Origin of the sequence: Roseateles chitinivorans (genome assembly GCF_002761755.1) — a bacterium.
Lineage (GTDB): Bacteria > Pseudomonadota > Gammaproteobacteria > Burkholderiales > Burkholderiaceae_C > Roseateles > Roseateles chitinivorans.
This window is the reverse complement of sequence record NZ_PEOG01000044.1, coordinates 24,652-50,262: the sequence shown is the minus strand read 5'-3', so window position 1 is coordinate 50,262 and position 25,611 is coordinate 24,652. Positions and strand designations below refer to the sequence as shown.

The following is a 25,611-nucleotide window of genomic DNA, read 5'->3' as shown; positions in this document are numbered from 1 at the left end:
CGCTGGCCGGCATGCTGGTGTTCAAGGGCCTGGCGCTGGCGCTGCTGCAAGGGCAATCGCTCGGTCCCTTCCCCGACAGCTTCCAGGCGCTGAGCGCCGGCTTCCTGCCCGAACTCTTCGGCCAGGAGGACCCGCGCGCGACGACGCTGGGCCTGGGCCTGCTGCTGACGGTGGTGGCCGTGGTCGTGGCCTGGCGCCACCGCGTGGCGGCGCTGCGGCACGGCATGGACACGGAACCGGGCCCGGTCTTCTGGCTGCGGCAGGCGCTGCTCGCCGGCGCGGTGCTGGCGATGAGCTGGCTGATGGCCTCGTACAAGGGCCTGCCCACGGTGATGGTGGTGATGGTGGCGCTGACGCTGCTCTACGACTTCATCGCCGGCCGCACCACGCTGGGCCGCCGCGTCTACGCGGTCGGCGGCAACGAGAAGGCGGCCCGACTGTCGGGCGTGCGCACGCAGCGCATCGCCTTCCTGACCTTCGTGAACATGGGCGCGCTGGCGGCGCTGGCCGGCCTGGTCTTCGCCGCGCGGCTCAACACCGCCACGCCCAAGGCGGGCCTGGGCTTCGAGCTCGACGTGATCGCGGCCTGCTTCGTCGGCGGCGCCTCGGCCTCGGGCGGCGTGGGCAAGATCATGGGCGCGGTGATCGGCGCCTTCGTGATGGGCGTGATGAACAACGGCATGTCCATCCTGGGCGTCGGCATCGACTACCAGCAGGTCATCAAGGGCCTGGTGCTGCTCGCCGCCGTGTTCGTCGACGTCTACAACAAGCGGAAGTAGCGGCTCCGGAAGCGGCCGAGCCCACGCCCCACCACTCCCGGGATGCGGGCCGCCGACATTCGCGCTACGCTGCCGGCGCGTCGCCAGCGGCAAAGGAGCGCCCGTGAGCCCACAGAACGGCCGAGGCCAAGGTCGAGGACGCCTCGTGTCGAGGCTGCTCCTGGCATCGGCCCTGTCCGGCCCGCTGTCACCGGCCCTGGCGGCCGATCCGCCGCTGCAGATCGCCCAGTACGCGCACACCTCCTGGACGGCCCTGGATGGCGCCGCGCTGGGCCTGGTCTTCGCGATGGCGCAGACGCCCGATGGCTACCTGTGGATCGCCGGCTCCGTGGGCCTGTTCCGCTTCGATGGCCAGCGGTTCACGCAGTGGCAGCCGCCCGACGGCCAGGTGCTGCCCAGCGGCCCCTACAGCCTGCTGGCGTCGCGCGACGGCACGCTCTGGATCGGCACCTTCAGCAGTCTGTCCAGCTGGGATGGACGCCGATTCGTCGAGCGGCATCCGGAGGTCGGCAAGGCCTTCGTCACCTCCCTGCATGAGGATCGGGACGGCACCGTCTGGGTCGGCCTGCTGGGGCCTCCCGGGCGGCTCTGCGCCGTTCGCGCCGGGCAGGTCCGTTGCTCGGCGCCGGAGGGGGGCTTTGGCGAATTCGTCTGGAGCTTCGCCGAGGACCGCGCCGGGCAGCTCTGGGTCGGCACCGATACCGGCCTCTGGCGCTGGAAGGCCGATGCCCCTCGCCGCTATCCGATGCCGGGCGAGCGCGTGGTCGACCTGACCACGACCGCCGACGGGCAGGTCCTGGTCGGCGTGGCGTCCAAGGGCCTGCGGGAGCTCGTCGGCGACCAGCTCGTCCCCCACCGATTCCGACGCGCCTCCCGGCCCGACGAGTGGGTCGCCGAACGCGACATCAAGGCCAACAAGCTGCTGCGCGACCGCGACGGCGGGCTGTGGATCGGCACCGAGGGCCTGGGCCTCTTCCATGTGAAGGACGGCCAGGCCGACACCTTCACCCGAGCCGAGGGACTCTCCGGCAACATCGCCTGCAGCCTGTTCGAGGACCGCGAAGGCAACATCTGGTACGGCAGCGAGCGCGGCGTGGACCGTTTCCGCAAGCTCGCGATCACCACGCTGTCGACCCGCCAGGGCCTGCCCAACGACGTCACCCGGTCCGTGCTGGCGACCACCGACGGCGGCCTCTGGGTGGCCACCAACGACGGCCTGGCGCGATGGCAGGACGGCCGGCTGTCGGTCTTCAAGGAGCGCGACGGACTCCCTTCCGCGCAGGTGCATTCCCAGTACCAGGATGCGCAGGGGCGGCTGTGGGTGAGCACCTCCGCGGGCCTGGCCTACTTCGCGGGCGGCCGCTTCGTCCGCGTCGACAGCGGTCCCAGCAGCGAGATCCACGCCATCACCGGCGATGCGGTCGGCAACCTCTGGCTGTCCGGCAACAAGGGCCTCGCCCGGCTGCACAACGACCGGTTCGTCGACAACCTCCCCTGGTCCGCGCTGGGACGCCAGCAACCGGCGCATGTCGTCATCGCCGATCGCGGCGGCCTGTGGCTGTCGTTCTGGGACGGCAGCGGCGTGTCCTATGTGAAGGACGGCAAGATCGAGGCGACCTACAACTTCGCGCACAAGCCGGGTCATGGCCCGGTCACCGGCCTGCGCCTGGATGCCGACGGGGCGCTGTGGGCGGCGACCGGGTCGGCCGGCCTCAACCGGATCAAGGAGGGCCGCGTCACCGCGCTGGGCGTGGGCAACGGCCTGCCCTGCCCGACGATCCACTGGTCGACGCTGGACGACGCCGGCGCGCTCTGGATGTACACCGCCTGCGGCCTGATGCGGGTCACGCGGGAGGACCTGGCGGCCTGGGTCGCCGACGCGAACCACCGGGTGACGCCGACGGTGTGGAGCGTCGCGGATGGCGGACCGCTGCAGGTGACGCCGGCGGCCAACTTCAATCCTCCGGTGGCCAAGCGGCCCGATGGCAAGCTCTGGTTCATCGCCGGCGCGGAGCTGCAATGGATCGACCCTGCGCGGATGCCGTCCAACACGGTGCCACCGCCGGTCCACATCGAGCGGATCGTCGCCGACCACCGGTCCTATGCGCTCACGCCGGAACTCCGGCTGCCGCCGCGGACCCGGGACATGACGATCGAGTTCGTCGCCCTGAGCCTGGCCGACCCGAAGCGCACCCGCTTCCGCTACCGCCTCGAGGGCCACGACACCGACTGGCAGGAGGTCGTCGACCAGCGCCAGGCCACCTACACCAACCTGCCGCCCGGCCACTATCGCTTCCAGGTGAAGGCGGCCAACAACAGCGGCGTCTGGAACGAGGACGGCGCGCAGCTCGCGTTCATCATCGAGCCGGCCTTCTATCAGACGACCTGGTTCCGGCTGGCGGGCGCAGTCCTGCTGATCGGCCTGGCCTGGAGCGGCATCCAGTTGCAGCTGCGCATGCGCCTGCGTCGACTGCACCGGCAGTTCGAGGCGACCCTGGAGGGCCGGGTCGCCGAACGCACCCGGATCGCCCGCGATCTGCACGACACCCTGTTGCAGCGCTTCAACGGCTTGCTGCTGCAGTTCCAGGCCGCGTCCAACCTGCTGCCGGACCGTCCGCGGGAATCGAAACAGGTCCTGACCGGCGCCATCGACCAGGTGGCCGAGGCCATCACCGAGGGACGCGACGCGGTGCAGGGACTGCGGACTTCGGCCACGGAGACCGGCGACCTCGCGGCCGCCCTCGGGGCGCTGGCCGGGGATCTCGCGCGGGAGAGCGGCCAGGCGATGCCAGCGCAGGTGAACGTCCAGGGCACGCCGCGGGCGCTGCATCCTCTCGTCCACGGCGAAGCGCTCAGCGTCGCCGGCGAGGCGCTGCGCAACGCCTTTCGGCATGCCGAGGCGAGGCGGATCGAGGTCGAGATCCGTTACGACACCCGCCAGTTGCGGGTGCGGGTGCGCGATGACGGCCGGGGCATCGATCCCGAGGTGCTGCGCCGCGGCGAGAAGGAAGGCCACTTCGGATTGAGCGGCATGCGGGAGCGTGCCGCGCTGGTCGGCGGCCAGCTCACCGTGCGCAGCACGGTGGGCGCCGGAACGGAGGTGGAGTTCACCGCCCCGGCGGCGCGGGCGTACGGCCGGCCTTCGCCGGCCTGAGCGCCCTGCCCTTACTCGACCTTCACCCAGTCGTACTGGGCCTGTCCGCCGCCGCCGTTCCACTGTCCGAGGAAGCCGATCGCATCGGGACTGTTGTCGCCGCGCCAGTGGTTGAGCATCAGCCGCATCGGCGTGGAGACCGAGACGATCTGGTGACGGATCGTCGTCTCGCCGCCTTGCGCATCGACGGCGAACCAGCGCACGAAGTTCTCGCGCCATTCGAAGCCCAGGGTCTGCCACCCGGTCGCGATCGGGAACTGCTTGTAGTTCTGCACGCCGCCCTTCCACACATTCGTGTGCAGCACCGTGCCGCCCTTGATGAGCTCGATGTCGATCTCGAAGTGGCTCGGCGTGCCCGCCGTGCCGGTGTAGAGGAAGAACGAGGTGTTGCCGCCGGCGAAGTTGCTGGCCTTCAGGCGGGTGGTGAACTTGCCGTAGGTGAAGCTCTGCAGGGTCCGGACCTCGCCGCAGCGTCCCGTGCCGGCATTGACGTTCAGCACCAGGGTGCCGGCGTTCTTCCACACCTCGCTGTAGGCGAAGCCGCAGCCGAAGGGCGTGCCGTTGTGCCAGGTGGCGGTCTCCCAGGCCGGTCCGGCACCGCCGGTGCCGTCGAAGCCGTCGAAGAAGCTGGCCGCCTGCGCGGCGCCCGCGGTGCCGGCGGCGATCGCGCCGATCGAGGCGATCCGCCAGGCCGCTCGAAGCGCACGCTTGATCTGCAATGTCATCGTTGTCTCCTTGGTGCTGCTCTCATGGACCGCGCGACCGGCGGGCCGCCGGCGCGCGGGGGGAAAGGCGCGCCGGGAGGGCGCGCCCGACGGGGAACTCAGGATCAGAAGTTCGCGCGGACCCGCAGGCCGTAGCTGCGCGCGTCGTTGAGGAAACGCACGTTGAGGCTGGAGCCCACCAGCGCCTTGGTCGACGCCTGCTCGTTGGTCACGTTGGCCGCGAAGGCCTCGATGCGGTAGCGGTCCAGCGTGTAGCCGAGGCCCAGGTTCAGCGTCGCGTAGCCCTTCTGGCGGTCCGGGAAGCCGGCCGCCTGCGCGCTGGTGCGGGCGCCGGCCAGCGTCACCACGTCCAGCTCGTTGTACTGCGTCAGGTAGTAGGACGAGCGGTAGCTCAGCAGCGCCTGCCAATCGAGCTTGCCCGGGCCGAGGGTGAAGGCCTGCTGCAGCCGGGCCGACACATTGACCTTGGACGCCAGCGGCAGCTCGTTGCCGGCCAGGCTGAGCTGCGGCGCCTTGCCGCCCTGGCCGTAGTCGATGGCGCGCGCGTCGGCCACCACCGCGCTGCGGATCCTGGTCTGCAGCAGCACCGCATTCAGGTCCAGCGAGAAGCCGGCGGGCAGCGGCATGCGCAGCTCCCCTTCCAGGCCGTACAGCCGCGACGCGCCGATGTTGCGGTTCACCAGCGAATAGCCGTTGCAGGTGTTGGGCGTGACCTCGGTGTTGACCTTGATGCAGCTCAGGTCCTGGAAGACCTGGTTCTTGTAGTCGTAATAGAAGGCCGAGAGATTGACCACCGAGCGGCGTCCCATCAGCTCGATCACATTGCGCGAGCCGACCTCCAGCACGCTGAGCTTCTCCGGGCCGTAGACCTCGGGAATCGGCGAGGTGGCGAAGGTGTCGTTGAAGCCACCGGCCTTGTGCCCGGTCGAGAACTTGGCGTAGACCATCGCGTCGCGCCCCAGGTCGTGCTCGACGCCGATCCTGAAGTCGTTGTACTGCGCGCTGCTGGCGCCGTACTGCTGGGTCGGCAGGTCCCAGGCGCTGAGGTAGGAGAAGCCGCCGTTGGTGGTGGCGGGGTTGGTGCGCGGGCAGGAGAGCCGGCCATTGCCGTTGACGTCGGGCCGGTCGATGCAGGCGCCGTTCGGATTGCTGCCGTCCGCCACCGGCCCGAGCTGCTGGCCGACCAGGTCGCGGCGCCCCGGCGTCAGGAAGGTCTGCAGGATGAACTGGGCGCGCTGGGCATCGGTCGTGACCTTGCTCATGTCGAAGTTGGGCCGCGACAGCAGCGCCGGCTGGAAGCCGTCGGTGCCCCAGCGCGTGGCGTAGCAGCAGTCGTAGTTCTCGCCGCCCAGCACCACGCCGAGGTTGCCGCCGACGCCATAGCGCGACTTGCTCTCCTTGGTCCGACGGAAGCCGGCCAGCGCGCGCCAGTCGGGCGCCACCTTGAAGGTCGCGTCGATGTAGGCGGCGGTCGACTTGCCGCGCACATCCGGCATGGTGAACTCGCTGCCCCAGTAGCAGCAGCCGGCGTCGGCCAGCGACAGGTAGCCCACGCCCTGCTTCTCCTTGAAATGGAAGACGCCGGTGGTCCACTGCAGCGGCGACTGGCCATCGTTGGAGCGCAGCACCAGTTCATAGACGTTGCTCTTGGACAGCGTCTGCCAGTACTGGGTCGAGTAGTTGTCGTAGTTCACCGCCGTCAGGTCGCGGCCCGGCCAGTCGATGCCGTCGGACTGGCCGTTGCGCTGCCAGAAGTCCACCGAGCGGCGGCTGGCGTTGAACTCGGCGCTGACCGGCCCGAGGTCGGCCTCGACCTTGCCCAGCACGCCCCACAGGTCGTTGCGCATGTCGCCCTGCGCGCCGCGATACACGACACGGCGCAGATCCAGGTCTTCCGCGCGCAGGCCGCTGGCGGTCACCGCGCTGAAGATGTTGGCGCCGGGATAGCCGGTGCCGCGCTCGCGGCCGGTGTCGGCCACGACGCTGAAGCGCAGCGCCTCGGTCGGTTCCCAGCGTGCCGACAGGCGCAGCGCCCGGTTGTTCTCCTGGCCGGCCGGCTTGAGCTGGCTGGCCACCGGATCGGTGGAGACGTTGGTGAAGCCGTAGTCCTTGGTGCTCTGGTAGCCGGCGATGCGGATCGCGGCCTGCGAGCCGATCGGCACGTTCACCGCCGCTTCGGCGCCGTGGCCGCTGCGGTTGGAGACCTCGCCCTGCGCGTAGCCGGAGAACTCGTTCAGGCGCGGCTGGGCGGTGATGATGTTCAGCGTGCCGGCCAGCGCGTTGCGGCCGTACAGCGTGCCCTGCGGGCCCTTGTTCACCTCGACCCGCTCGAGGTCGTAGAACATCAGCCCCAGCCCGCGCGGACGCGGGATGTAGACGCCGTTCAGGTGAGGCGCGGCGCCCGGGTCGCCGAGTTCGGTGTTGTTGGCCGAGCCGACGCCGCGGATGAAGATCTCGACGTTGCCTTCCTGGTTGGCGATGCTCAGCCCGGGCACCGCGGCCTGGAGCTGGCGCACCTCGGTGATGCCGTCCTTGCGCAGCTGGTCGCCGCTGACCGACTGCACCACGCCGGAGACCTTCTGCGCGGTCTCCAGACGGCGGTTGGAGGTGACGGTGACGGTCTCCAGCCGGCCGGAATCGGGGGTGGCCTGCTTCTCCTTCGTGGCGGGCTGTTCGTCCGCGCGAGGGGCGTCAGGCGTGGCTTGCGCCATCGCATGGCCGTGGCACACGGCGAGTGCGGCGGCCATCACGAGCGGCACGGCGAAGGGATGGGACGCGGTCGAGGTCGACGCGGGCTGGCGGGGGGCTTGTCTCTTTGTCATTGTTGTCCTCAGGCGGGATCAGGGGTGGCGGATCAGCGCGGGCCGGCGAGCCTTGGCGCTGGTGGAACTGCGGAATCGACCGACGGTCACGCGGCGATCGCGTGGCCCTCGGCATCGAAGAAATGCGCGCGCTCGGTCCGGATGCGGAGACCGACTGCATCACCGGCCCGCGGCGGCGGCACATCCGGGGCCAGGCGCACCGCGATCAGCGGCTGGTCCGGCGCCCAGCGGGCATGGGCGATCACGGTGTCGCCCAGGTGCTCGATCACCTCGATGAAGGCGGGCAGGCCCTGCTCCGGCGCGGCCAGCGCGATGTCGTTGGCGCGCACGCCCAGCGTCGTCGGTCGCCGGGCCGACGCACCGGCCTGCGGCACGCGCACGCCGGCTCTGGACAGGCCCTCACCGGGGCCGGCCGGCGTGGCGGACACGGTCAGGAAGTTCATCGTGGGCGTGCCGAGGAACCCGGCGACGAAGCGGCTCGCCGGCTGCTCGAACAGCGACAGCGGCGTGCCGACCTGCTCGACGCGACCCGCGTTGAAGAGCGCGATCCGGTCGCCCAGCGTCATGGCCTCGACCTGGTCATGCGTCACGTAGATCATGGTCGTGCCGAGCTCGCGATGCAGACGCGCCAGCTCCAGGCGCATCTGCACGCGCAAGGCGGCGTCGAGGTTGGACAGCGGCTCGTCGAACAGGAAGACCTCGGGGCGGCGCACGATCGCCCGGCCGATGGCCACGCGCTGGCGCTGGCCGCCGGACAGTTCCCGGGGGCGCCGCTGCAGCAGCGGGCCGATCTGCAGGATCTCCGCGACCTGGCCGACACGCTCGCGCACCTCGGCGCGTGGCAGGCCGGACATCTTGAGCGCGAAGCCCATGTTCTGCTCGACGGTCATGTGCGGGTACAGCGCATAGCTCTGGAACACCATCGCCACGCCGCGCTGCGATGCGTCGAGCGCGGCGACGCTGCGTCCGCCGATCCGGACGTCGCCGGCATCGATGTCCTCGAGCCCGGCGATCATCCGCAGCAGCGTCGACTTGCCGCAGCCGGACGGGCCGACGAACACGGTGAACTCCCCGTCGGCGATGTCCAGGTCGATGCCCTTGAGCACCTCCACGCCGCCGCTGTAGCGCTTGCGCAAGCCGCGCAACTGGACGTCAGCCATGGACCGGCTCCCGCGCGGCCGAGTCGTCCGCCGCCGCCGGCGTGGCGAGACGGCGCGACGCGGCGATCGTGTCGCTGTACCAGTGGGCGCTGTCCTTCAGCGTGCGCTGCTGGGTCGCGTAGTCGACATGGACCAGGCCGAAGCGCTTGGCATAACCCGAGTCCCACTCGTAGTTGTCCATCAGGCTCCAGTAGAAGTAGCCGCGGATGTCCACGCCGGCGGCCTTGGCCTGCGCCAGTGCCTCGAGATGGCGGCGCACATAGTCGATGCGCGCATGGTCGGCCACGCGGCCCTGGTCCAGCGTGTCGGCATTGGCCATGCCGTTCTCGGTGATGAAGATCGGCGGCAGGTCCGGGTACTGGGCCTTCAGGCCGACCAGCAGCTCGCGCAGGCCGTCGGGGTAGATCTCCCAGCCCATGTCGGTGCTGCCCAGCGCCATCGGCGGCGGCACCGGCGGCTCGTCGCGGCTGGCCCAGATGCGGGCGTAGTAGTTGATGCCGAGGAAGTCCAGCGGCGCCTGGATCAGGGCCATGTCGCCCTCCTGGACCTCGGGGTAGTGAGCGATGCCGGGGTCCTGCGGATAACGGCCGTGGAACAGCGGATCCATGTACCAGCGCACGAAGCGCGCGTACTCGGTGGCGGCCGCGGCCTGGTCGGCCGCGCTCGCCGTCGCCGGCGTCACGCTGGACTGGTTCAGCACGATGCCCAGCGGGCAAGCCGTTCCGCTGGCTCGCATCGCGCTCATGGCCAGGCCGTGCGACAGCAGCAGGTGATGCGAGACCTGCGCCGCCAGGCGGGGGTCCTGCGCGCCGGGCGCGAACTTGCCGATCTCATGGCCCAGCACGGCGGTGCACCAGGGCTCGTTGTGGGTCGCCAGCGAGGCGAGCCGGTCGCCCAGCCGACGTGCGATGGCGTCGGCATAGACGGCGAAGTGGAAGGCGGTGTCCCGGTTGCCCCAGCCGCCGCGGTCCTGCAGATGCTGCGGCAGGTCCCAGTGGTAGAGCGTCGCGTGCGGCGCGATGCCGCGCTCGAGCAGCGCATCGACCAGGCGGTCGTAGAAGGCCAGGCCCCGTTCGTTGAAGGCGCCCTGCCCCAAGGGCTGCACCCGGGGCCAGGCGATCGAGAAGCGGTAGGCGTCGACGCCCAGGCCCGCGATCATCGCCACGTCGTCCGCCCAGCGGCGGTAGTGGTCGCAGGCGACGGCGCCGCTTTCGCCATTCACGGTGCGGCCGGGCTGGTTCGCGAAGGTGTCCCAGATCGACGGGCCGCGGCCGTCGATGTCGACGGCGCCCTCGATCTGGTAGGCGCTCGTCGCGACGCCCCAGTTGAAGGAGGCGCCGAGTTGCCGCAGCGCGGCGGCGGACAGACGGTCGGAGGCGGTGAAGCGGTCGGTCATGGAGGGGGTCGAGCTCATGAGGGCTGAAGCGTTGAGGGCGTGAGGTATCGGATGAAGCGAGGAGGCGGCGGCAGGCGGTGTGCGCCGCGGCTACTTGACCGCGCCGGCGGTGAGGCCGTCGATCAGGCGCCGCGAGGCGACGACGAACAGGAGCAGGAGCGGCAGCACCGCGACGGCGGCGCCGGCGCACAGCGCGCCCCAAGGTGTCTGCCCGCTGCCCTGCAGCGCACGCAGCGCCAGCGGCACGGTGTAGAGGTCCATGTCGCGGATCACCACGAGCGGCCCCATGAAGTTGTTCCAGGAGCCGATGAAGGTGATCAGCCCGAGCGTGCCCAGCGCGGGCAGCGTCAGCGGCAGCACGATGCGCCAGAAGATGCCGAACTCGCCGCAGCCGTCCAGGCGGGCGGCGTCGACCAGCTCGCGCGGCACGGTGCTGCCGATGTACTGCCGCATCATGAAGATGCCCAGCGCGCCGCAGGCCCCTGGCACGATCAGCGCCTTGTGCTCGTTCAGCCAGCCCAGCCAGGCCATGGTCAGCACCGTCGGCACCATGCCGAGGAAGCCGGGCAGCAGCATCGTGGCCAGCACCACGCCGAAGAGCCGGTCCCGACCCGGGAAGTCCAGCAGCGCGAAGGCATGGCCCGCCAGCGAGCACAGCAGCAGGTTCAGCACGGTGACCGCGCCGGCCACGTAGAAGCTCCAGCCCAGGTTGCGCCAGAAGAAGGGCAGCCGGTCGAGCAGCAGCGCCAGGTTGTCGCTCAGGGCATCGCCGAACCACAGCGGCGGCGGCACCGAGAGGATCTCCGCGTTGGTGTGGGTCGCGAAGACCATCATCAGGTAGAAGGGCGCGAACATCAGCAGCGCGCCGGCGAGCACGATGGCGTGGCCGATCACGCGGGCGGAGGGGACGCGCCGCCAGCGGGCGCCGAGGCGCGCGGGCCGGTCGGGCTCGGCGTGCAGGGGAAGCAGGGTCGACATGGGGTGAGGTCCTTGCCGGGTCAGCGCTGGCGGCCGAGCAGCCGGTTGTTGAGCCAGGTGGCGGCGGCGATCAGCAGGAAGAGCAGCCAGGCGATCGCGGAGGCGGTGCCGAAGTCGCCGTCGGTGAAGGCGACCGAGTACAGGTGCATGGCCACGGTCTTGCCCGCCTGGCCCGAACCGCCGGTGCCGCTGGTCAGGATGAAGGGCTCCTCGAACAGCTGCAGGCTGCCGATGATCGCCAGCGTCACCGCGAAGAAGATCATCGGACGCAGCTGGGGCAGCACGATGTGCAGGAAGGTCTGGCGCTCGCTCACCCCATCGACGCGCGCCGCCTCGAAGAGGTCGCGCGGCAGCGTCTGGATCGCCGAGAGGTAGAGCACCGTGTTCCAGCCGACATAGCGCCAGAACACGACGATCGAGATCATCCAGCGCGTGTTCTCGGCCTGGTCCCAGTCGATCGGCGCGGACGGGAACAGCGCCCCCAGCAGCGGCAGCTCGTGAAGCCCGAGCAACGCCGCGTTGATCGCGCCGAAGTCCTTGGAGAACAGCGCCGAGAAGACCAGCGACACCGCGACGGTCGAGGTGATGAAGGGCAGGAAATAGAGCCCCACCACGCCGTTGCGCCAGCGCCGGAAGGCGGTGTGCAGGTAGTACGCCAGCGGCAGCGCGACCAGGTGCTGCGGCACGCATCCCGCCAGCGCCAGCCACAGCGTGTTGAAGAGCGAGGCGCGCAGGCCGTCGTCGCGGGTCAGCGCATAGAGGTAGTTGTCCAGGCCGACCCACTGCATCGCGCCCAGGCCGGCCGCCGCATCCCAGCTGTGCAGCGACAGCACGATGGAGAACAGCAGCGGGAACAGGCCGAAGGCCGCGAACAGCAGGAAGAACGGACTGATGAAGAGATAGGGCATCCAGCGGCGCGGGATGCGCAGCCGGTGGGGCCAGGTGATGCGAGGGCTCATGGGCGGGGTTCCACGGGAGGCGATGGCGGGATCAGGCGCGGCGGCGCACGCGGCGCTCGACCGTGACGCGCGCATCGGCCAGCGCCTGGTCGATGCCCTTGCGATGCAGCAGCACCTGGTCGAGTTCGTTGCGCACGACCTCGTCGGCCACGGCGTCATAGCGGTCGATCGTCACCGCCGGAATCCGGCGCGCCATGTCGCGCCACTGCAGGCGCGCCGCCTCGCCGCCCAGGAAGTCGACCGGCTCGGACAGGAAGCCGTCGTCCTGCGCGGACAACAGCACCGGAAAGGCGTCGAGCGAGCGGAAGGCGGCCACCTGCTGGTCCCGGTCCAGGGCCAGGAGCTGCAGCAGGTCCCAGGCCAGCGCCTTCTGTTGCGAATGCACCGGGATGGCATAGAACGATCCGCCCCAGGCCGCAGCCGCGCCTTCGGGCAGGGGCGCGGACCGCCAGAGCCCCGCCGTGCCCGGCGCGATCCACCGCTTCAGGTGGCCGCCCAGCCAGCAGCCCATCATCTGCGTCGCGATGGCCCCGCGACGGAACCCTTCGGACCATTCGTTGCTCCATGCCCGCACCCGCGCGTCGATGCCGGCATCGCGGGCCTGCAGCGCCAGCTCGAAGGCGCGACGGAAGCGCGGGGTCTGCACCTGGCTGCGTCCCTGCGGGTCGAAGAACACCCCTTCCCCATCGGCCAGCCCGGCCCGGATGCGGATGTCCTTCAGGTCCTGCGCATGGGCGACCAGGTAAGCCCCGGTGCGGGCGCGCAAGGTCTGTCCGGCCTCGATGAAACCGGTCCAGGAGCGCGTGAGATCGGTTTCACGCAAGCCGGCGCGCGCGAGCAGGTCATGGCGGTAGAACAGTGCGCCGGGGCCGGTATCGACCGGCAACGCCTTGATCTCGCCGCGGCGGTTGACCCCGGCGCGCCAGGCATAGCCGGGGAAACGAGCCGACTGGGCGCCCGCGAGGTACGGCGCGCGCGACAGGTCCTCCAGGCCGGCGGAATCGACGAACTTGCCCATGAAATCCATGTCAAGGGCAATCAGGTCCGGCAACGCCGCGCCGGCTGCGAGCGCGGTCGTCATCGCGGTGTGGTGGTCCTTGTGCGACAGCGTCACCACGTTGACCGCCACGCCGGGATGGCGCCGGGCAAAAGCCGGCAAGGCCAGTTTCACCGCCCGATCGAGGTCGGGATAGCTCGCGACGGTGATCCGGGCCGGCGTGGCGCGCGCCCCGCCGGCAGCGGCGCAGGACAGCAGCATCAAGGCATCTCGACGCCTCAGCGATCTCATGGTTCTTCCTGTTGTCGACGATCCGTCAGATCGGATCGCAGCCTTGTCTCGGTGGCTTGAAATCGAATTCACGAAGTCTGCCTGCACCGGAATTGCGTTGTCAACGTTGTCATCCCTCCGATGTGCCACTCTGAGGGAAGTCCCCTAGGGCCGCATGGGGCCGTTGTCTCCCGCACGCCGCGAAATCGTTATCATGCGGCGTTCCCGTCCCAGGGCGCCCGCGGCGCTCCTTCTCCATGGATTCGAGCCCTTCCCTCTCCCGCCCGAAGTCAGAGCCGGCCACGGTCCAGGACGTCGCCCGGCTGGCCGGCGTCTCTCCCGCCACCGTCTCCCGCATCCTGACCGGCTCGGCCCGCGTGGCCGAGGACAAGCGGCGCGCGGTCGAGGCGGCGATCCAGAAGCTGAAGTTCCGCCCCAACCTGTCGGCGCGCGGGCTGCGCAGCGGATCCACCCACACCATCGGGGTGCTGACACAGGAGCTCGAGAGCCCCTACTTCGCCAATGCGGTCAAGGGGGTCGACGAGGGGCTGACCGGCAGCGGCTACACGCCGATCGTCGTGCCGGGCCACTGGAATCCGGACGAGGAGTCGGAGCGGGTCGCGCTGCTGACGGCGCGCAAGGTCGATGCATTGATCGTGCTCGGCGGACGCCTGAGCGATGCCCGGCTTGCCGAACTGGCCCAGCAGCTGCCGGTCGCGACCATCGGCCGGCGCACCGAGGCGGCCGGCGTCTTCTCCTTCTATCAGGACCAGGTCGAGGGGGCCCGGCTCGCCACCGCGCACCTGATCGCGCTGGGACATCGCCGCATCGCCCACATCGCGGGCCCGTCGGCCCAGGTCGACGGCCAGGAACGCAAGGACGGCTTCATGCTGGCGCATCGCCAGGCCGGACTGAGCGTCGATCCCGCGCTGATCGTCGAGGGCGACTTCATGGAAAGCGGCGGCATCGCCGCGATGGAGTCGCTGCTGGGTGCAGGACATCGCTTCACCGCGGTGTTCTGCGCCAACGACCAGTCCCTGTGGGGCGCCAAGCTGGTGCTGCACCGCCGTGGCATGCGGGTGCCGGACGATCTGTCGCTCGTCGGCTTCGACGACCTGCCGCAATCGAAGTACATGACGCCGCCCGTCACCGCGGTGCGCCAGCACACCTTCGCGATGGGACAGGCCGCGGCCTGGGCGTTGCTGAACGCCCTGGGCCGGGAGATGGACGATCCGGCGCCGACGGTTCCGGCCATCCAGCTCGAGGTGCGCGAGACCACCGGCCCCTGCCACGAACCGGCCTGATCCGGAACCCCCGCAGCCAGGCGGGCGGTAGGCGGCGCCCAGCCGGCGGGCGATGAAAGGCCGGTGCTACAGTCCCCGGCCTTGCGCCGCCACGACTTCAGCGCCCGCTTCCGTGCCTGCCTCGCCGCCAAAACCGCCCGCCAAGCCACCCATCCAGCCGCCGGCACCATCGCCTGACGAGGCGGTCGCTTCGCCGGCCCGATCGCGCCGTCGCCACAGCGACGCCCCGACGCTGGCGGATGTCGCCCGCGCGGCCGGGGTGTCGGACATGGCGGCCTCCTCGGCGCTCAACGGCGGTCGCCGCGGATCGTCGCGGGTGTCGGCCGAGACCCGCGAACGCGTCCTGGCCGCGGCGGAGCGCCTGCAGTACCGACCCAACGCCACCGCCCGCGCGCTGGCCAGCCAGCGCACGAATGCGATCGGCTTCGTCGCCAACTTCGAGAGCGACGAGCCCAACCTCTATGTCCTGGAGGTGTTCAGCGGCGTCATCCATGGCGCGACCGCCGCGGGACAGACCACCGTGGTCTTCACCCTGGGCGACTGGGCCGAGGCCCGTGCCCGCATCCCGGCCTTGTGCGACGGCCGCGTCGACGGCCTGGTGCTGCTCGGCCCGCGCCTGGCGGACGACAGCGCCACCTGGCTGCCGCAGCACACGCCGATGGTCTCGGTCCACGCCGACCGTCCGCTGGCCGGCGTGGCGAACCTGGAGACCGACGACGAGGCCGGCGCGCACGACGTGGTGCGCGAGCTGCTTGCGCGCGGTCACCGGCGCATCCTTCATGTGGGCGGCCCGGAGGCCTTCGCCGGCGCCAACCGGCGGGTCGACGGCTACCTGCGCGCCCATGCCGAAGCTGGGGTGAAACCCGCCGCCGGCCATGTGGTCCGCGCGCCGCTCAGCATCCAGGGCGGGCGCGACGCGATCGAGGACTGGCTGCGCCGTCATCGGGGGCGGCAACTGCCCGATGCGGTCTTCGGCTGCAACGACGCCATCGCCTTCGGTTGCATCGAGGCGCTCCGCGCCCGCGGCCTGCGCATCCCGGAGGACATCTCCGTCGTCGGCTACGACCACACGCTGATGGCCCGGTCGGTGCAGATGGCCACGCTGCGGCAGCCGCTGCACGAGATGGGGCGCCGCGCGGTCGAGCTGCTGGTGGAGCGCATCGAGACGAGCCGCCGGAACAAGCCCCTGCCCTTCGCCGGCAACCTGGTGCTGCCGACCGAGATCGTTCCCGGCGTCACGCTGGGCCACCCACGGCACGCGCGGCTGACGATCGCCTGACGCCGTCGCCTCGCGCACCGCGCCAGGGCGCCGCACCGTCCCGGTGAGGTATTTCCCTTAGATAGTTCATTCAACACACGAACTATCATCGCGACGCCCTGATTTAGCGCAATATTGCTCGCTGGACTCGGGGGACCTCTCCTTCAATCAAGCCCGTGTCCGGAGGAGACAACCGGCCGGGCCCGTCGCTGAAAGGTAGACCCATGAGACTGCAGTCCTCGACCCTGGTGCTCGCCCTGGCGGCCGCCGGCGTCTCGTCCGCCCTGGCCCAGACCTGCACGCCGACGCCGATCACGCCCTATGTGAATGTCGGCGGCAGCTGGACGCAGACGGCCTCTGCCACCATCAAGACCGGCAGTTCCGCCATCCTCGGTCCCCAGCCGGTCTCGGGCGGCACCTGGAGCTGGAGCGGCTGCGGCACCGTCGGCGCTTCCCGCGAGCAGACGATCCAGCCCGCCGCGGCCTGCACCGCCACCGCCACCTACACCAATGCCTGCGGTGCCAAGACCCAGCAGGCGTTCTCGATCAAGGTCGGCACCTGGGCCAGCGCCAAGTTCGGCGGCGGCGGCTACGTGACCGGCCTGGTCTTCCATCCGACCACCCGGGACCTGCTGTACGCGCGCACCGACGTCGGCGGCGCCTACCGCTGGGACGCCGGTACCTCGTCCTGGATTCCGATCAACGACGGCTTCACCGCCGCCGAGGGCTTCCACCACGGCGTCGAGAGCATCGCGCTGGATCCGACCAACGACCAGCGCGTCTACATGGTCACCGGCATGTCGGCTTCGGCCGATGCCACCGCGCGGCTGTACATCTCCGCCAACCGCGGCGGCACCTGGACCTTCGTCAACCTGCCGTTCTCGGCGGGCGGCAACAACAACGGCCGGGCGATCGGCGAGCGCCTTTCGGTCGACCCCAACAATCCGTCGATCCTGTTCTACGGCTCACGCACCGCCGGCCTGTGGAAGAGCGCGGACTCGGGCCGCACCTGGGCCCAGGTGAGCTCGCTGTCCTCCACCAAGCTGACGGCGGACCAGATCAACAACCTGGGCGGCCAGGTGATGGGCGTCGAGCACCTGGTGTTCGACACCTCGACCAAGGGCAGCGGCTCGCCGACCTGGATCCTGTGGGCCGCCATCGCGCCGGACTACGTCAACGCCGCCGGCCTGAGCTCCAACCTCTACAAGTCGGTCAATGGCGGTGCCACCTGGACGCCGGTGGCGACGCCGGTGTCCGGCTTCCATATCCCACACATCGTGCGCGCCGCCGACGGCGCGCTCTACCTGCTGTTCACCAAGGGCGCCGGCCCCGGCGACGCGGGCCCCGCGCGCCTGTACAAGTTCGACGGCAGCAACGGCAACACCTGGACCCTGCTCAACAGCAACGATGGCGCGGGCTACGGCGGTCTGTCGGTGCAGGGCACCGGGTCGACCGCCCGCATCGCGCTGGGCGTGAGCGGCACCTGGGGCAACTACAGCGGGCAGCAGATCATCCAGCTGTCCGACGACGGCGGCCGCAACTGGCGCGAGATCGCGGCCACGATGCCGCACACGCCGGCGGACGACGGCTTCTCGGGCTGGATCGACGATGTCGAGATCGACCCGTCCAACCGGGATCGCGTCCTGCATGTGACCGGCGGCGGCATCTGGGAAACCAGGAACGCCTCCTCGTCGACGCCGAGCTGGAACTTCTCGGTCAACGGCCTGGAGGAAACCTGCACGCTGGCACTGACGCCGCCGCCCGCGGGCGCCTCCTACACGCTGGTCAACAGCTCCGGCGACGTCGGCACCTGGGTCCACACCGACCTGGGGACCAAGCCGACCTTGAGCCCGTACAAGCAGTGGAGCAACGGCAACTCCGCCGACATGGCGTGGTCCGATCCCAACTACATCGCCACCGCCAACGTCACCAGCATGTCCACCGGCCACGTCGGCACCGGCTACTGGTCCGGCGACGGCGGCAGGAGCTGGTCGAGTTTCGCCAGGCTCCCGGCCGGGGCCGCCGCCAACATCAACCACGCGTCCAACCTCGCCGTGCCCGCCCGCAACCGCGTGGTGTGGGCGCCGGCCGATTCGGTGCCGTCCTACACCACCGACAACGGCGCCACCTGGACCGCCACCAACCTGCCGGCGCTCACCGTCGTCGGCGGCGTGCCGCGCAGCTACCGGATGGTCGCGGACCGCAAGAACCCCAACAAGGTCTATGCCTACGACTCCGGCGGTGCCTGGTGGACCTACACGCAGGCGAAGGTCTATGTCTCCACCGACGGCGGCCGGACCTTCGCGCTGAGCCAGGGGTCGGTGTCGGCCAACATGCGCTTCGCCCCCTGGGGCGCGTCGTCGATGGCGGTGAACCCCAACGCCGAAGGCGACCTCTGGGTGGCCGACGGCCTGGCCGTCTACCACTCGGTGAATTCCGGCGCGTCCTGGACCAAGCTGACCAACTTCGCGCCGATCTGGAACGGACGCCAGGACTGGCTCGGGCCTGAGGTGGCGGGCGCCAGCATCGTCGCCCTGGGCAAGGCCAAGCCCGGCGCCTCCTACTCCGCCGCCGTCTACGTGGTGGGCGTGATCAACGGCGTCTGGGGGGGCTGGCGCTCGGACGATGCCGGCGCCACCTGGGTGCGCCACAACGACGACGCGCACCAGTACGCCGGCCTGGGCGTGATGGCCGCCGACCAGGGCCTCTATGGACGGGTCTACGCCGGCGGCAGCTGCCGCGGCGTGGTGTACAGCAACTGAGCGCCGGGCCCGGCAGCGGGCCCGCCCTCCCCCGCGCGGCCGGCCTCGAGCGCCGGCCGCGCTCACCGCATCCATCGCACCCTTCGCCCCCATCGCGCCGATCCCACGCCGGGCCTCCCGGTTCGAGCGCGCCCGCCACACCTTCCCCGTTCAGCATGAAGACGATCTCTTCCCTCGCCGCCGCCGTCCTGGCCCTGGCGGCAACCGGCGCGCAAGCGGCGGACGCCCTCCTCGCCTCGCCCAACGGGCGCATCACGTTGCGCATCGCCGATGACGCCGGCAGCTTCAGCATCACCCGCCAGGGCGAGGCCGTCATCGCCGCCTCGCCGCTGGGGCTCGATCTGGAGGGCCAGCCGCCGCTGGGCGCGCTGACGCTGGAGTCGCGCCAGGACAGCCGCGAGGACCGCGTCATCCCGCTGGTGGCCACCAAGGCCTCCACGGCGCGCGACCACTACCTCGGCACGACGCTGGCCTTCCGGGAAGCGGGCGGCGGACGGCGCCTCTTCATCGATGCGCGCGCCTACGACGATGGCGTGGCCTTCCGCTATCGGCTCGAGGGCCCGGCGCCGGTGCGCGTGCGCAACGAGCGCACCGCCTTCGTGCCGGCCGGCGATCCCTCCTGCCTGGTCACCCCGGTGGAAGGCGCGCATGAACTGCCGTTCGAACGGCTGAAGATCTCGCAGCTCAAGACCGATGCGGGCTACGACGTGCCGGTGGTCTGCGCCACGCCTTCGGGCCGCACCCATTACGCCATCACCCAGGCGCACCTCGAGGGCTACACCGGCGCCTCGCTGTGGCGCGACGGCGCCGCGCTGCGCGTCCGCCTGTCCGGCGTGCCCAAGCGGGACGGGCCCGCCTATGTCTCCACCGGCGGCCTGACGACCGCCTGGCGCGCCGTCATGATGGCGGACCGCGCCGGACAGCTGATCGAGTCGCAACTGGTGGGCAACCTCAATCCGCCGCCGCGGGGCGACTTCAGCTGGGTCAAGGCCGGCAAGACGTCCTGGGACTGGTGGTCGGGCCCGCTCGAGGGCGTCAAGCCCGACCTGGCCGCCTACAAGCGCTTCATCGATTTCGCGGCCGAATCCGGCTTCCCCTATCACCTGCTCGATGCCGGCTGGGCCTTCGGCACCGGTCCCTGCTGCGATCCGCTGCCCACCACCGACATCACCCGCGCGGCCGACGGCATCGACATGCCGGCCCTGGTGCGCTACGCCGGCGACAAGGGCGTGGGCCTGCTGCTGTGGGTGCATTGGGAGCACCTGGCGCCGCGGATGGACGAGGTGCTGGACACCTACGCGCGCTGGGGCATCAAGGGCATCAAGGTCGACTTCATGAACCGGGACGACCAGGACATGGTGGCCTTCTACCAGCGTCTGGCCGAAGCCACCGCCAGGCGTCACCTGCTGCTGGACCTGCACGGCGCCTACGTGCCCGCCGGCCTGCAGCGGACCTATCCGAACTTCATCACCCAGGAAGGCGTGCTGGGCGCGGAATGGAACAAGATGGACCGGCGCATCACCCCGCGGCACAACCTGATGCTGCCCTACACCCGGATGCTGACCGGTCCGATGGACTACACGCCGGGCGGCTTCCGCAACGCCACGCCGCGGGACTTCGAGGTGCGCGCCTCGATGCCGCTGACGCAGACCACGCGCGGCCAGGCGCTGGCCATGTACGTGGTCTACGACAGCCCGCTGCAGATGGTCTCCGACGATCCCTCCAACTACCGCGGCGAAACCGGTTTCGACTTCCTGCGCCGCGTGCCGGCCGCCTGGGACGAGACCCGCTTCCTCGCCGGCGAACCGGGCGAGGACATCGTGCTGGCGCGGCGCAGCGGCAAGACCTGGTACATCGGGGCGATGACCGCGGACCAGGCCCGGACCCAGCAGGTGTCGCTCGGCTTCCTGCCGCCCGGCCGCTGGCGCGCGACGATCTGGCAGGACGGCGAGGTCGTGCGCGAGGTCCGTCGCAGCGTGCGGAACGTGACGAGGTCGGACACGCTGATGCTGTCGCTGGCCGCGGCCGGCGGCGCCGCCGTGATCCTGGAACCGGCGCCTTGAGGCGCGCGCAGTGAACCGGAGCTCGCCCCGACATGAAGCGTCGTGATCTTTTCGGCCTGGTGGCCCTGGCCTCGACCGGTCCGCTGCTTGGCACCACGCAGGCGGCGACCCTGCCCTCGGCGCTCGACGCCGCCGGGCAGCTCACGGCCTTCCCCGCGGACGGCCCGCAGGACGGCTTCCGCTGGCGCCGCGTCGCCGAGGGCCTGCAGTTCCGCCTTGGCGGGCTGACGAAGGCAGTCCTCTTCTACGGCCCGGGGCTGGTACGGGTCATTGCCCACCTGGGCGTCGCGCATACCGCCCAGCCCAGCCTGGTGGTCGTGGCCCGGCCGCGCGCGGCGGCCCTCGAGGTCCGCGAGGAGGCGGACACGCTGCGGCTCGTCGCGCCCGGCGTGCAGGTCGTCGTGGACAAGCGCAGCGGCGCGCTGACCTTCCTCGACGGCGAGGGCCGCCTGCTGATTCGCGAACGCGAACAGGCCCCCACCGAGCTGCAGCAGGTCGAGATCGCCGGCCGTCCCAGCCATGCGCTCGCCCAGCACTTCAGCCTCACGCCGGACGAATCGCTCTACGGCCTGGGCCAGTACAACGAGCCCTACATGGACTATCGCGGCCGCGACGTGCTGATGGTGCAGACCAACATCGGCATCGTGGTGCCGTTCCTGGTCTCGACACGGCGCTGGGGGCTGCTGTGGGACGTGTACTCGAAGATGAGCTTCAGCGACCGGCCCGGCGGCACCACCTTCCGGGCCGAGAGCGCCCCGGGCGGTGCCGACTACTACCTGGTCGCCGGCGCGGACATGGACGGCGTGATCGCCGGCTATCGCCAGCTCACCGGCGCCGCGCCGATGTTCCCGAAGGCCGCCTTCGGCCTGTTCATGAGCAAGGAGCGCTACACCACCCAGCAGCAGCTGCTGGACGTGGTGCGGCGCTTCCGCGCCGAGTCCTTCCCGCTGGACTACATCGTCCAGGACTGGCAGTACTGGGGCGGCGAGAAGGACGGCGTCTGGGACGGCAAGTGGAGCGGCATGGTCTGGGACCGGGAGCGCTTCCCTGACCCCGCCGCCATGACCCGCGAGCTGCACGGGCCGCTGCACACCCGGCTGATGGTGTCGATCTGGCCCTCGGTGGGCAACGACACCGCGCTGGCGCGCGAGCTCGACGCGCAGGGCCTGCGCTTCGAGCCGCTGCACTGGATCTCCAAGCGCGCGCGGATCTACGACGCGTTCAGCCCCGCCGGGCGGCGCATCTACTTCAAGCATGTCAAGCAGGGCCTACTGGACGTCGGCGTGGACGCGCTGTGGATGGACGGCACCGAGGTCGAGGTCGGTGGCGCGGCCCATGACCCGGCCGAGGTCGAGGCCGACATCAAGCGCCTGGGCCGCAACGCCCTGGGCGACTTCACCCGCTACCTGAACGTCTACAGCCTGCTGACGACCCGCGGCGTCTACGAGGGCCAGCGCGCCGCGGGGCCGGACGGCCGGCGCGTGTTCACCCTCACCCGCTCCGCCTGGGCCGGCCAGCAGCGGTACGCCGCCCTGCCCTGGTCCGGCGACACCGAGTCCAGCTGGGCCTCGCTGCGCGCGCAGATCGCCGGCGGATTGAACGTCGCGATGGCCGGCCTGCCCTACTGGTCGCAGGACACCGGCGGCTTCTTCGTGAACTTCCCGGAGGGCGAGCGCAATCCGGCCTGGCGAGAGCTCTATGCGCGCTGGAACCAGTTCGGCATCTTCAATCCGATCTATCGCATCCACGGCACCTCGGTCGAGCGCGAGCCCTACATGTTCAAGACGATGGATCCGGCCGTCTACCAGTCGCTGCGCCGCGCCGCGCAGCTGCGCTACCAGCTGCTGCCCTACATCTACAGCCTCGCCTGGCGCGCCACGCAGGAGGGCTACCTGATGATGCGCGGCCTGGCGATGGACTTCCCCGACCAGGCGGCGCTGCGCAAGGTGGACGACACCTACATGTTCGGCCCGGCCTTCCTGGTGCAGCCGATCACGCGGCCGATGTTCCATGCGGTGCTGCCGCCGCCCGCGACCATCCCGGCCACGCAACTGCGCACGCCGGACGGCCAGAACGGCCTGGCGCTGGCGTACTTCGACGGCATGAACTTCGAGCAGCCCGCCAGCCGCACCGTGGACACGGTGATCGAGCATCGCTGGCCGGATCCGCCGCTGGGCAGCGTGCCCCCGGGCCTGGGCGGGCTGATGCGCTTCTCGGCGCGCTGGACCGGTGAGGTCATCGCCGCCGAGAGCGGCGAGCATGAGATCGGCGTGGAGGGCGACGACGGCTTCCGGCTCTGGCTCGACGACGAGCTCGTCGTGGACGACTGGAACCTCGGCCCGCCGCGCTTCAAGGGCCATCGCCTGACGCTGCGCGCCGGCCAGCGGCTGAAGCTGCGCATCGACTACTTCCAGGAGACCCGCGGGCGCCTGCTGCGGCTGGCCTGGCGCACGCCCAGCCAGGCGCGCGAGCTGGTCGAGATGCGGGGACGGCTGGACCGCCGGCAGGAGACCCTGCTGCCGCAAGGCAGCGACTGGGTCGACTTCTGGACCGGCCAGCGCCACGCCGGCGGCGCGCGCGTCGCGCGCGACTACCCGCTGGACGAGTTCCCGCTCTTCGTGCGCGCGGGCGCCATCGTGCCCTTCGGCCCCGCCATCGAGCACACCGGCCAGGACCTCGGCGCGCCGTGGGAAATCCGCATCTATCCCGGTGCCGACGGCCGCTTCGTCCTCTACGAGGACGACGGCGAGACCTACCGCTACGAACGCGGCGAGCGCGCCACCGTCGCCCTGCGCTGGGACGATGCCGGCCGCAGCTTGCACATCGGCGCCCGCGAAGGGCGCTTCCCCGGCCTGGCGACACGACGCGAACTGCGCGTGCGCCTGATGGCCTCCGCCGACCAGGTCGAGCAGACCCGGACCGTGCAGTACCAGGGCCAGGCCCTGACGCTGTCCATCGACCCTCCTTCCCGCCGTTCATGAAGCAGACTGCCCTTCCCCTGATCCTGGCCTTGCTGGCCGCCACCGCCCAGGCCGAGGTGCGCCTGTCCGAGGTCTTCGGCGAGCACATGGTGCTGCAGCGCGACCGCCCCTTGCGCCTCTGGGGCCAGGCCACGCCCGGCCAGTCGCTGACCGTGACGCTGGGCGGCCGCGAGGCCGCCACCCGCGTCGGCGAGGATGGTCGCTGGCGGGTGCAGCTGGCGCCGCTGCCCGCCGGCGGACCGCATCGGCTGCAGGTCAAGGGCGACCAGACAGTGACGCTGGAGGACGTGCTGATCGGCGACGTCTGGCTGCTGGGCGGCCAGTCCAACATGGAGTGGCCGCTGGCGCAGACCGACACCGGCCCGCAGGAGGTGGCGTCGCCGCAGGATGCGCGGCTGCGTCAGCTGCGGGTGCCGCTGCGCGCCAGCGTGCGGCCCGAGGCGGAGATCGCGCCGGCGCCCTGGGTTGTCGCCGAGCCGGGCCGGGTGGGCGAGTTCAGCGCGGTCGGCTACCACTTCGCCCGCCGGATGCAGGCGGTGCAAGGCATCCCGATCGGCCTGATCGCCACCGCCTGGGGCGGCTCCATGCTGGAGACCTGGATGAGCCGCGGCGCGGCCCTGCGCGACCCGGATCTCGCGCCGGCGGTGCGGGGACTGCCGGCGGACAACGCCGCCTTCAGCGTCGCGCTGGGCCAGCGCCTGCAGCGGCGGGTGGCGGCCTGGCAGCCCGGTCTGCCGCTGGCGGGCGCAGACGCCTCCGGCTGGAACGCCGCGGGCGACATCGATGCGAAGTGGCCCACGCTGCAGGCGCCCGGCCTGTGGGAAGGCCAGGGCCTGGCCGATGTCGACGGCGTCGTGTGGATGCGCAAGCGGATCGAGCTGAGCGCGGCCCAGGCCGCCGGCGCCGCCGAGCTGCACCTGGCCCAGGTCGACGATTGCGACGAGGTCTGGATCAACGGCCAGCGCGTCGGCGGCCAGTGCGGCTGGGAACTGCCGCGTCGCTATGCCGTGGCCGCGGGCGTGCTGCGCGCGGGCGCCAACTGGATCGCCGTGCGCGTGACCGACACCGGCGGCGGCGGCGGCTTCCACGGCGAGGCGGCCGACATGCGCCTGGACACGGCGGCCGGCGCGGTGTCGCTGGCCGGCGCCTGGCGAGCCCGGGTGGAGTCCGTCGCGCCAGGAGCCGGACCCGTCGCCAACAACGGACCGGCCCTGGGCCACAACGGCCTGATCGCGCCGCTGCAAGGCCTGTCGGTGCGCGGCGTGCTCTGGTACCAGGGCGAGGAGAACTCCGGGCGAGCGGCCGCCTATGCCGACGGCTTCAAGCGCCTCATCCAGGACTGGCGCCAGCAGTTCGGCGACCCGGACCTGCCCTTCCTGTTCGTGCAGCTCGCCGCCTGGCGGCCGCTGGCCGACAACCGGCCCGACGGCAACGGCTTCGCCGAGCTGCGTGGCAGCCAGGCCGCCGCGCTCGCGCTGCCGCACACCGGCATGGCGACCGCGATCGACATCGGCGACGCGATCGACATCCATCCGCGCAACAAGCGGACCGTCGGCGAGCGCCTGGCCGCGGTGGCGATGCACGAGCTGGGCCTGCGCGCCGCGCCGGCCATGGGACCGCGCCTGACCGGCAGCCAGGCCCGCGGCGCCGAGTTCGAGCTGCGCTTCGATCGCACCGAAGGCGGACTGCGCACCGCCCGGTCCGGCGAGCCGCTGCGCGGCTTCTACCTGGCCGGCGCCGACCGCCGCTGGGTGCCGGCGCAGGCGCGCTTCGACGGCGATCGCATCATGCTGCGCAGCGATGTGGTGGCCGCGCCGGTGGCGGCGCGCTACGCCTGGGTCGACAACCCCGGCGAGGCCAACATCGTCGGCGGCGACGGCCTGCCGCTGCCGCCGCTGCGCACCGACGACTGGCCGCTGGCCTCGGCCGGCAAGCGTTACGGCCGCTGACCCCGTCGCATCCCTTGCCGCGCGTGCCCCCGCCCGCGCGGCCTGATTACACGA

16 protein-coding genes are annotated in these 25,611 nt (G+C 71.1%); 8 read left to right on the top strand and 8 right to left on the bottom strand.

Annotated features, from left to right (window positions below; all coding sequences use genetic code 11):
- Positions 1-779, top strand: a 779-nt coding sequence (locus CS062_RS16235; RefSeq protein ID WP_259373111.1) for an ABC transporter permease subunit, incomplete at its 5' end; no start/stop codon positions are given.
- Between the two features lie 145 nt (positions 780-924).
- Positions 925-3,933, top strand: a complete 3,009-nt coding sequence (locus CS062_RS16230; protein WP_099862639.1) for a sensor histidine kinase — start codon at positions 925-927, stop codon at positions 3,931-3,933.
- A gap of 11 nt (positions 3,934-3,944) precedes the next feature.
- On the opposite strand, the gene CS062_RS16225 is transcribed toward CS062_RS16230, so the two are convergent.
- The 7 genes from CS062_RS16225 to CS062_RS16195 form a co-directional block, all read right to left on the bottom strand.
- Entirely contained in the window at positions 3,945-4,658 is a 714-nt protein-coding gene (locus CS062_RS16225) for a family 16 glycosylhydrolase (RefSeq protein WP_099862638.1), read from the bottom strand.
- 104 nt (positions 4,659-4,762) lie between these two features.
- A complete protein-coding gene (locus CS062_RS16220; protein ID WP_199174267.1) occupies positions 4,763-7,480 on the bottom strand; it encodes a TonB-dependent receptor in 2,718 nt (905 codons plus the stop codon).
- An 86-nt stretch (positions 7,481-7,566) separates the two neighbouring features.
- Positions 7,567-8,640, bottom strand: a complete 1,074-nt coding sequence (locus CS062_RS16215; RefSeq protein ID WP_099862637.1) for an ABC transporter ATP-binding protein — start codon at positions 8,638-8,640, stop codon at positions 7,567-7,569.
- Positions 8,633-10,054: a GH1 family beta-glucosidase gene (locus CS062_RS16210; protein ID WP_233218095.1), complete on the bottom strand. Its 1,422-nt coding sequence runs from the start codon at positions 10,052-10,054 to the stop codon at positions 8,633-8,635. Before CS062_RS16210 ends, CS062_RS16215 begins: the two co-directional genes overlap by 8 nt.
- Before the next feature lie 72 nt (positions 10,055-10,126).
- Positions 10,127-11,014 (bottom strand): carbohydrate ABC transporter permease, encoded by an 888-nt coding sequence (locus CS062_RS16205; protein ID WP_099862635.1) that lies wholly within the window; start codon positions 11,012-11,014, stop codon positions 10,127-10,129.
- Between the two features lie 20 nt (positions 11,015-11,034).
- Positions 11,035-11,973: a carbohydrate ABC transporter permease gene (locus CS062_RS16200; RefSeq protein ID WP_099862634.1), complete on the bottom strand. Its 939-nt coding sequence runs from the start codon at positions 11,971-11,973 to the stop codon at positions 11,035-11,037.
- 31 nt (positions 11,974-12,004) lie between these two features.
- Positions 12,005-13,261, bottom strand: a complete 1,257-nt coding sequence (locus tag CS062_RS16195; protein WP_099862633.1) for an ABC transporter substrate-binding protein — start codon at positions 13,259-13,261, stop codon at positions 12,005-12,007.
- Between the two features lie 236 nt (positions 13,262-13,497).
- On the opposite strand from CS062_RS16195, the gene CS062_RS16190 reads away from it, so the two are divergent.
- Positions 13,498-14,544, top strand: a complete 1,047-nt coding sequence (locus tag CS062_RS16190; RefSeq protein WP_099862632.1) for a LacI family DNA-binding transcriptional regulator — start codon at positions 13,498-13,500, stop codon at positions 14,542-14,544.
- Between the two features lie 66 nt (positions 14,545-14,610).
- Here the strand turns inward: CS062_RS16190 and CS062_RS26235 are convergent, their stop codons facing one another.
- Entirely contained in the window at positions 14,611-14,814 is a 204-nt protein-coding gene (locus tag CS062_RS26235; RefSeq protein WP_158238811.1) for a hypothetical protein, read from the bottom strand.
- On the opposite strand from CS062_RS26235, the gene CS062_RS16185 reads away from it, so the two are divergent.
- From CS062_RS16185 to CS062_RS16165, 5 genes are all read left to right on the top strand, one after another.
- The gene (locus CS062_RS16185) at positions 14,813-15,823 is read left to right on the top strand and encodes a LacI family DNA-binding transcriptional regulator (RefSeq protein ID WP_158238812.1); all 1,011 of its coding nucleotides are present in this window, start codon (positions 14,813-14,815) and stop codon (positions 15,821-15,823) included. The genes CS062_RS26235 and CS062_RS16185 overlap by 2 nt on opposite strands.
- 203 nt (positions 15,824-16,026) lie before the next feature.
- Positions 16,027-18,564, top strand: coding sequence for a WD40/YVTN/BNR-like repeat-containing protein (locus CS062_RS16180; RefSeq protein WP_199174265.1), 2,538 nt, complete (start codon positions 16,027-16,029; stop codon positions 18,562-18,564).
- Positions 18,565-18,719: 155 nt separating this feature from the next.
- Complete coding sequence (locus tag CS062_RS16175) at positions 18,720-20,627, top strand: glycoside hydrolase family 97 protein (RefSeq protein ID WP_099862630.1); 1,908 nt, start codon at positions 18,720-18,722, stop codon at positions 20,625-20,627.
- A 32-nt stretch (positions 20,628-20,659) separates the two neighbouring features.
- The gene (locus CS062_RS16170) at positions 20,660-23,608 is read left to right on the top strand and encodes a TIM-barrel domain-containing protein (RefSeq protein WP_099862629.1); all 2,949 of its coding nucleotides are present in this window, start codon (positions 20,660-20,662) and stop codon (positions 23,606-23,608) included.
- Positions 23,605-25,557, top strand: a complete 1,953-nt coding sequence (locus CS062_RS16165) for a sialate O-acetylesterase (RefSeq protein WP_099862628.1) — start codon at positions 23,605-23,607, stop codon at positions 25,555-25,557. The genes CS062_RS16170 and CS062_RS16165 overlap by 4 nt, the downstream gene beginning before the upstream one ends.
- Positions 25,558-25,611: the final 54 nt, after the last annotated feature.

What these genes read in the sequence shown, in the direction of transcription:
- CS062_RS16225 (WP_099862638.1), bottom strand. Translation starts at nt 4,658, where the DNA reads ATGACATTGCAGATCAAGCGTGCGCTTCGAGCGGCCTGGCGGATCGCC.
- CS062_RS16220 (WP_199174267.1), bottom strand. Translation starts at nt 7,480, where the DNA reads ATGACAAAGAGACAAGCCCCCCGCCAGCCCGCGTCGACCTCGACCGCG.
- CS062_RS16215 (WP_099862637.1), bottom strand. Translation starts at nt 8,640, where the DNA reads ATGGCTGACGTCCAGTTGCGCGGCTTGCGCAAGCGCTACAGCGGCGGC.
- CS062_RS16210 (WP_233218095.1), bottom strand. Translation starts at nt 10,054, where the DNA reads ATGAGCTCGACCCCCTCCATGACCGACCGCTTCACCGCCTCCGACCGT.
- CS062_RS16205 (WP_099862635.1), bottom strand. Translation starts at nt 11,014, where the DNA reads ATGTCGACCCTGCTTCCCCTGCACGCCGAGCCCGACCGGCCCGCGCGC.
- CS062_RS16200 (WP_099862634.1), bottom strand. Translation starts at nt 11,973, where the DNA reads ATGAGCCCTCGCATCACCTGGCCCCACCGGCTGCGCATCCCGCGCCGC.
- CS062_RS16195 (WP_099862633.1), bottom strand. Translation starts at nt 13,261, where the DNA reads ATGAGATCGCTGAGGCGTCGAGATGCCTTGATGCTGCTGTCCTGCGCC.
- CS062_RS16190 (WP_099862632.1), top strand. Translation starts at nt 13,498, where the DNA reads ATGGATTCGAGCCCTTCCCTCTCCCGCCCGAAGTCAGAGCCGGCCACG.
- CS062_RS16185 (WP_158238812.1), top strand. Translation starts at nt 14,813, where the DNA reads ATGGCGGCCTCCTCGGCGCTCAACGGCGGTCGCCGCGGATCGTCGCGG.
- CS062_RS26235 (WP_158238811.1), bottom strand. Translation starts at nt 14,814, where the DNA reads ATGTCCGACACCCCGGCCGCGCGGGCGACATCCGCCAGCGTCGGGGCG.
- CS062_RS16180 (WP_199174265.1), top strand. Translation starts at nt 16,027, where the DNA reads ATGAGACTGCAGTCCTCGACCCTGGTGCTCGCCCTGGCGGCCGCCGGC.
- CS062_RS16175 (WP_099862630.1), top strand. Translation starts at nt 18,720, where the DNA reads ATGAAGACGATCTCTTCCCTCGCCGCCGCCGTCCTGGCCCTGGCGGCA.
- CS062_RS16170 (WP_099862629.1), top strand. Translation starts at nt 20,660, where the DNA reads ATGAAGCGTCGTGATCTTTTCGGCCTGGTGGCCCTGGCCTCGACCGGT.
- CS062_RS16165 (WP_099862628.1), top strand. Translation starts at nt 23,605, where the DNA reads ATGAAGCAGACTGCCCTTCCCCTGATCCTGGCCTTGCTGGCCGCCACC.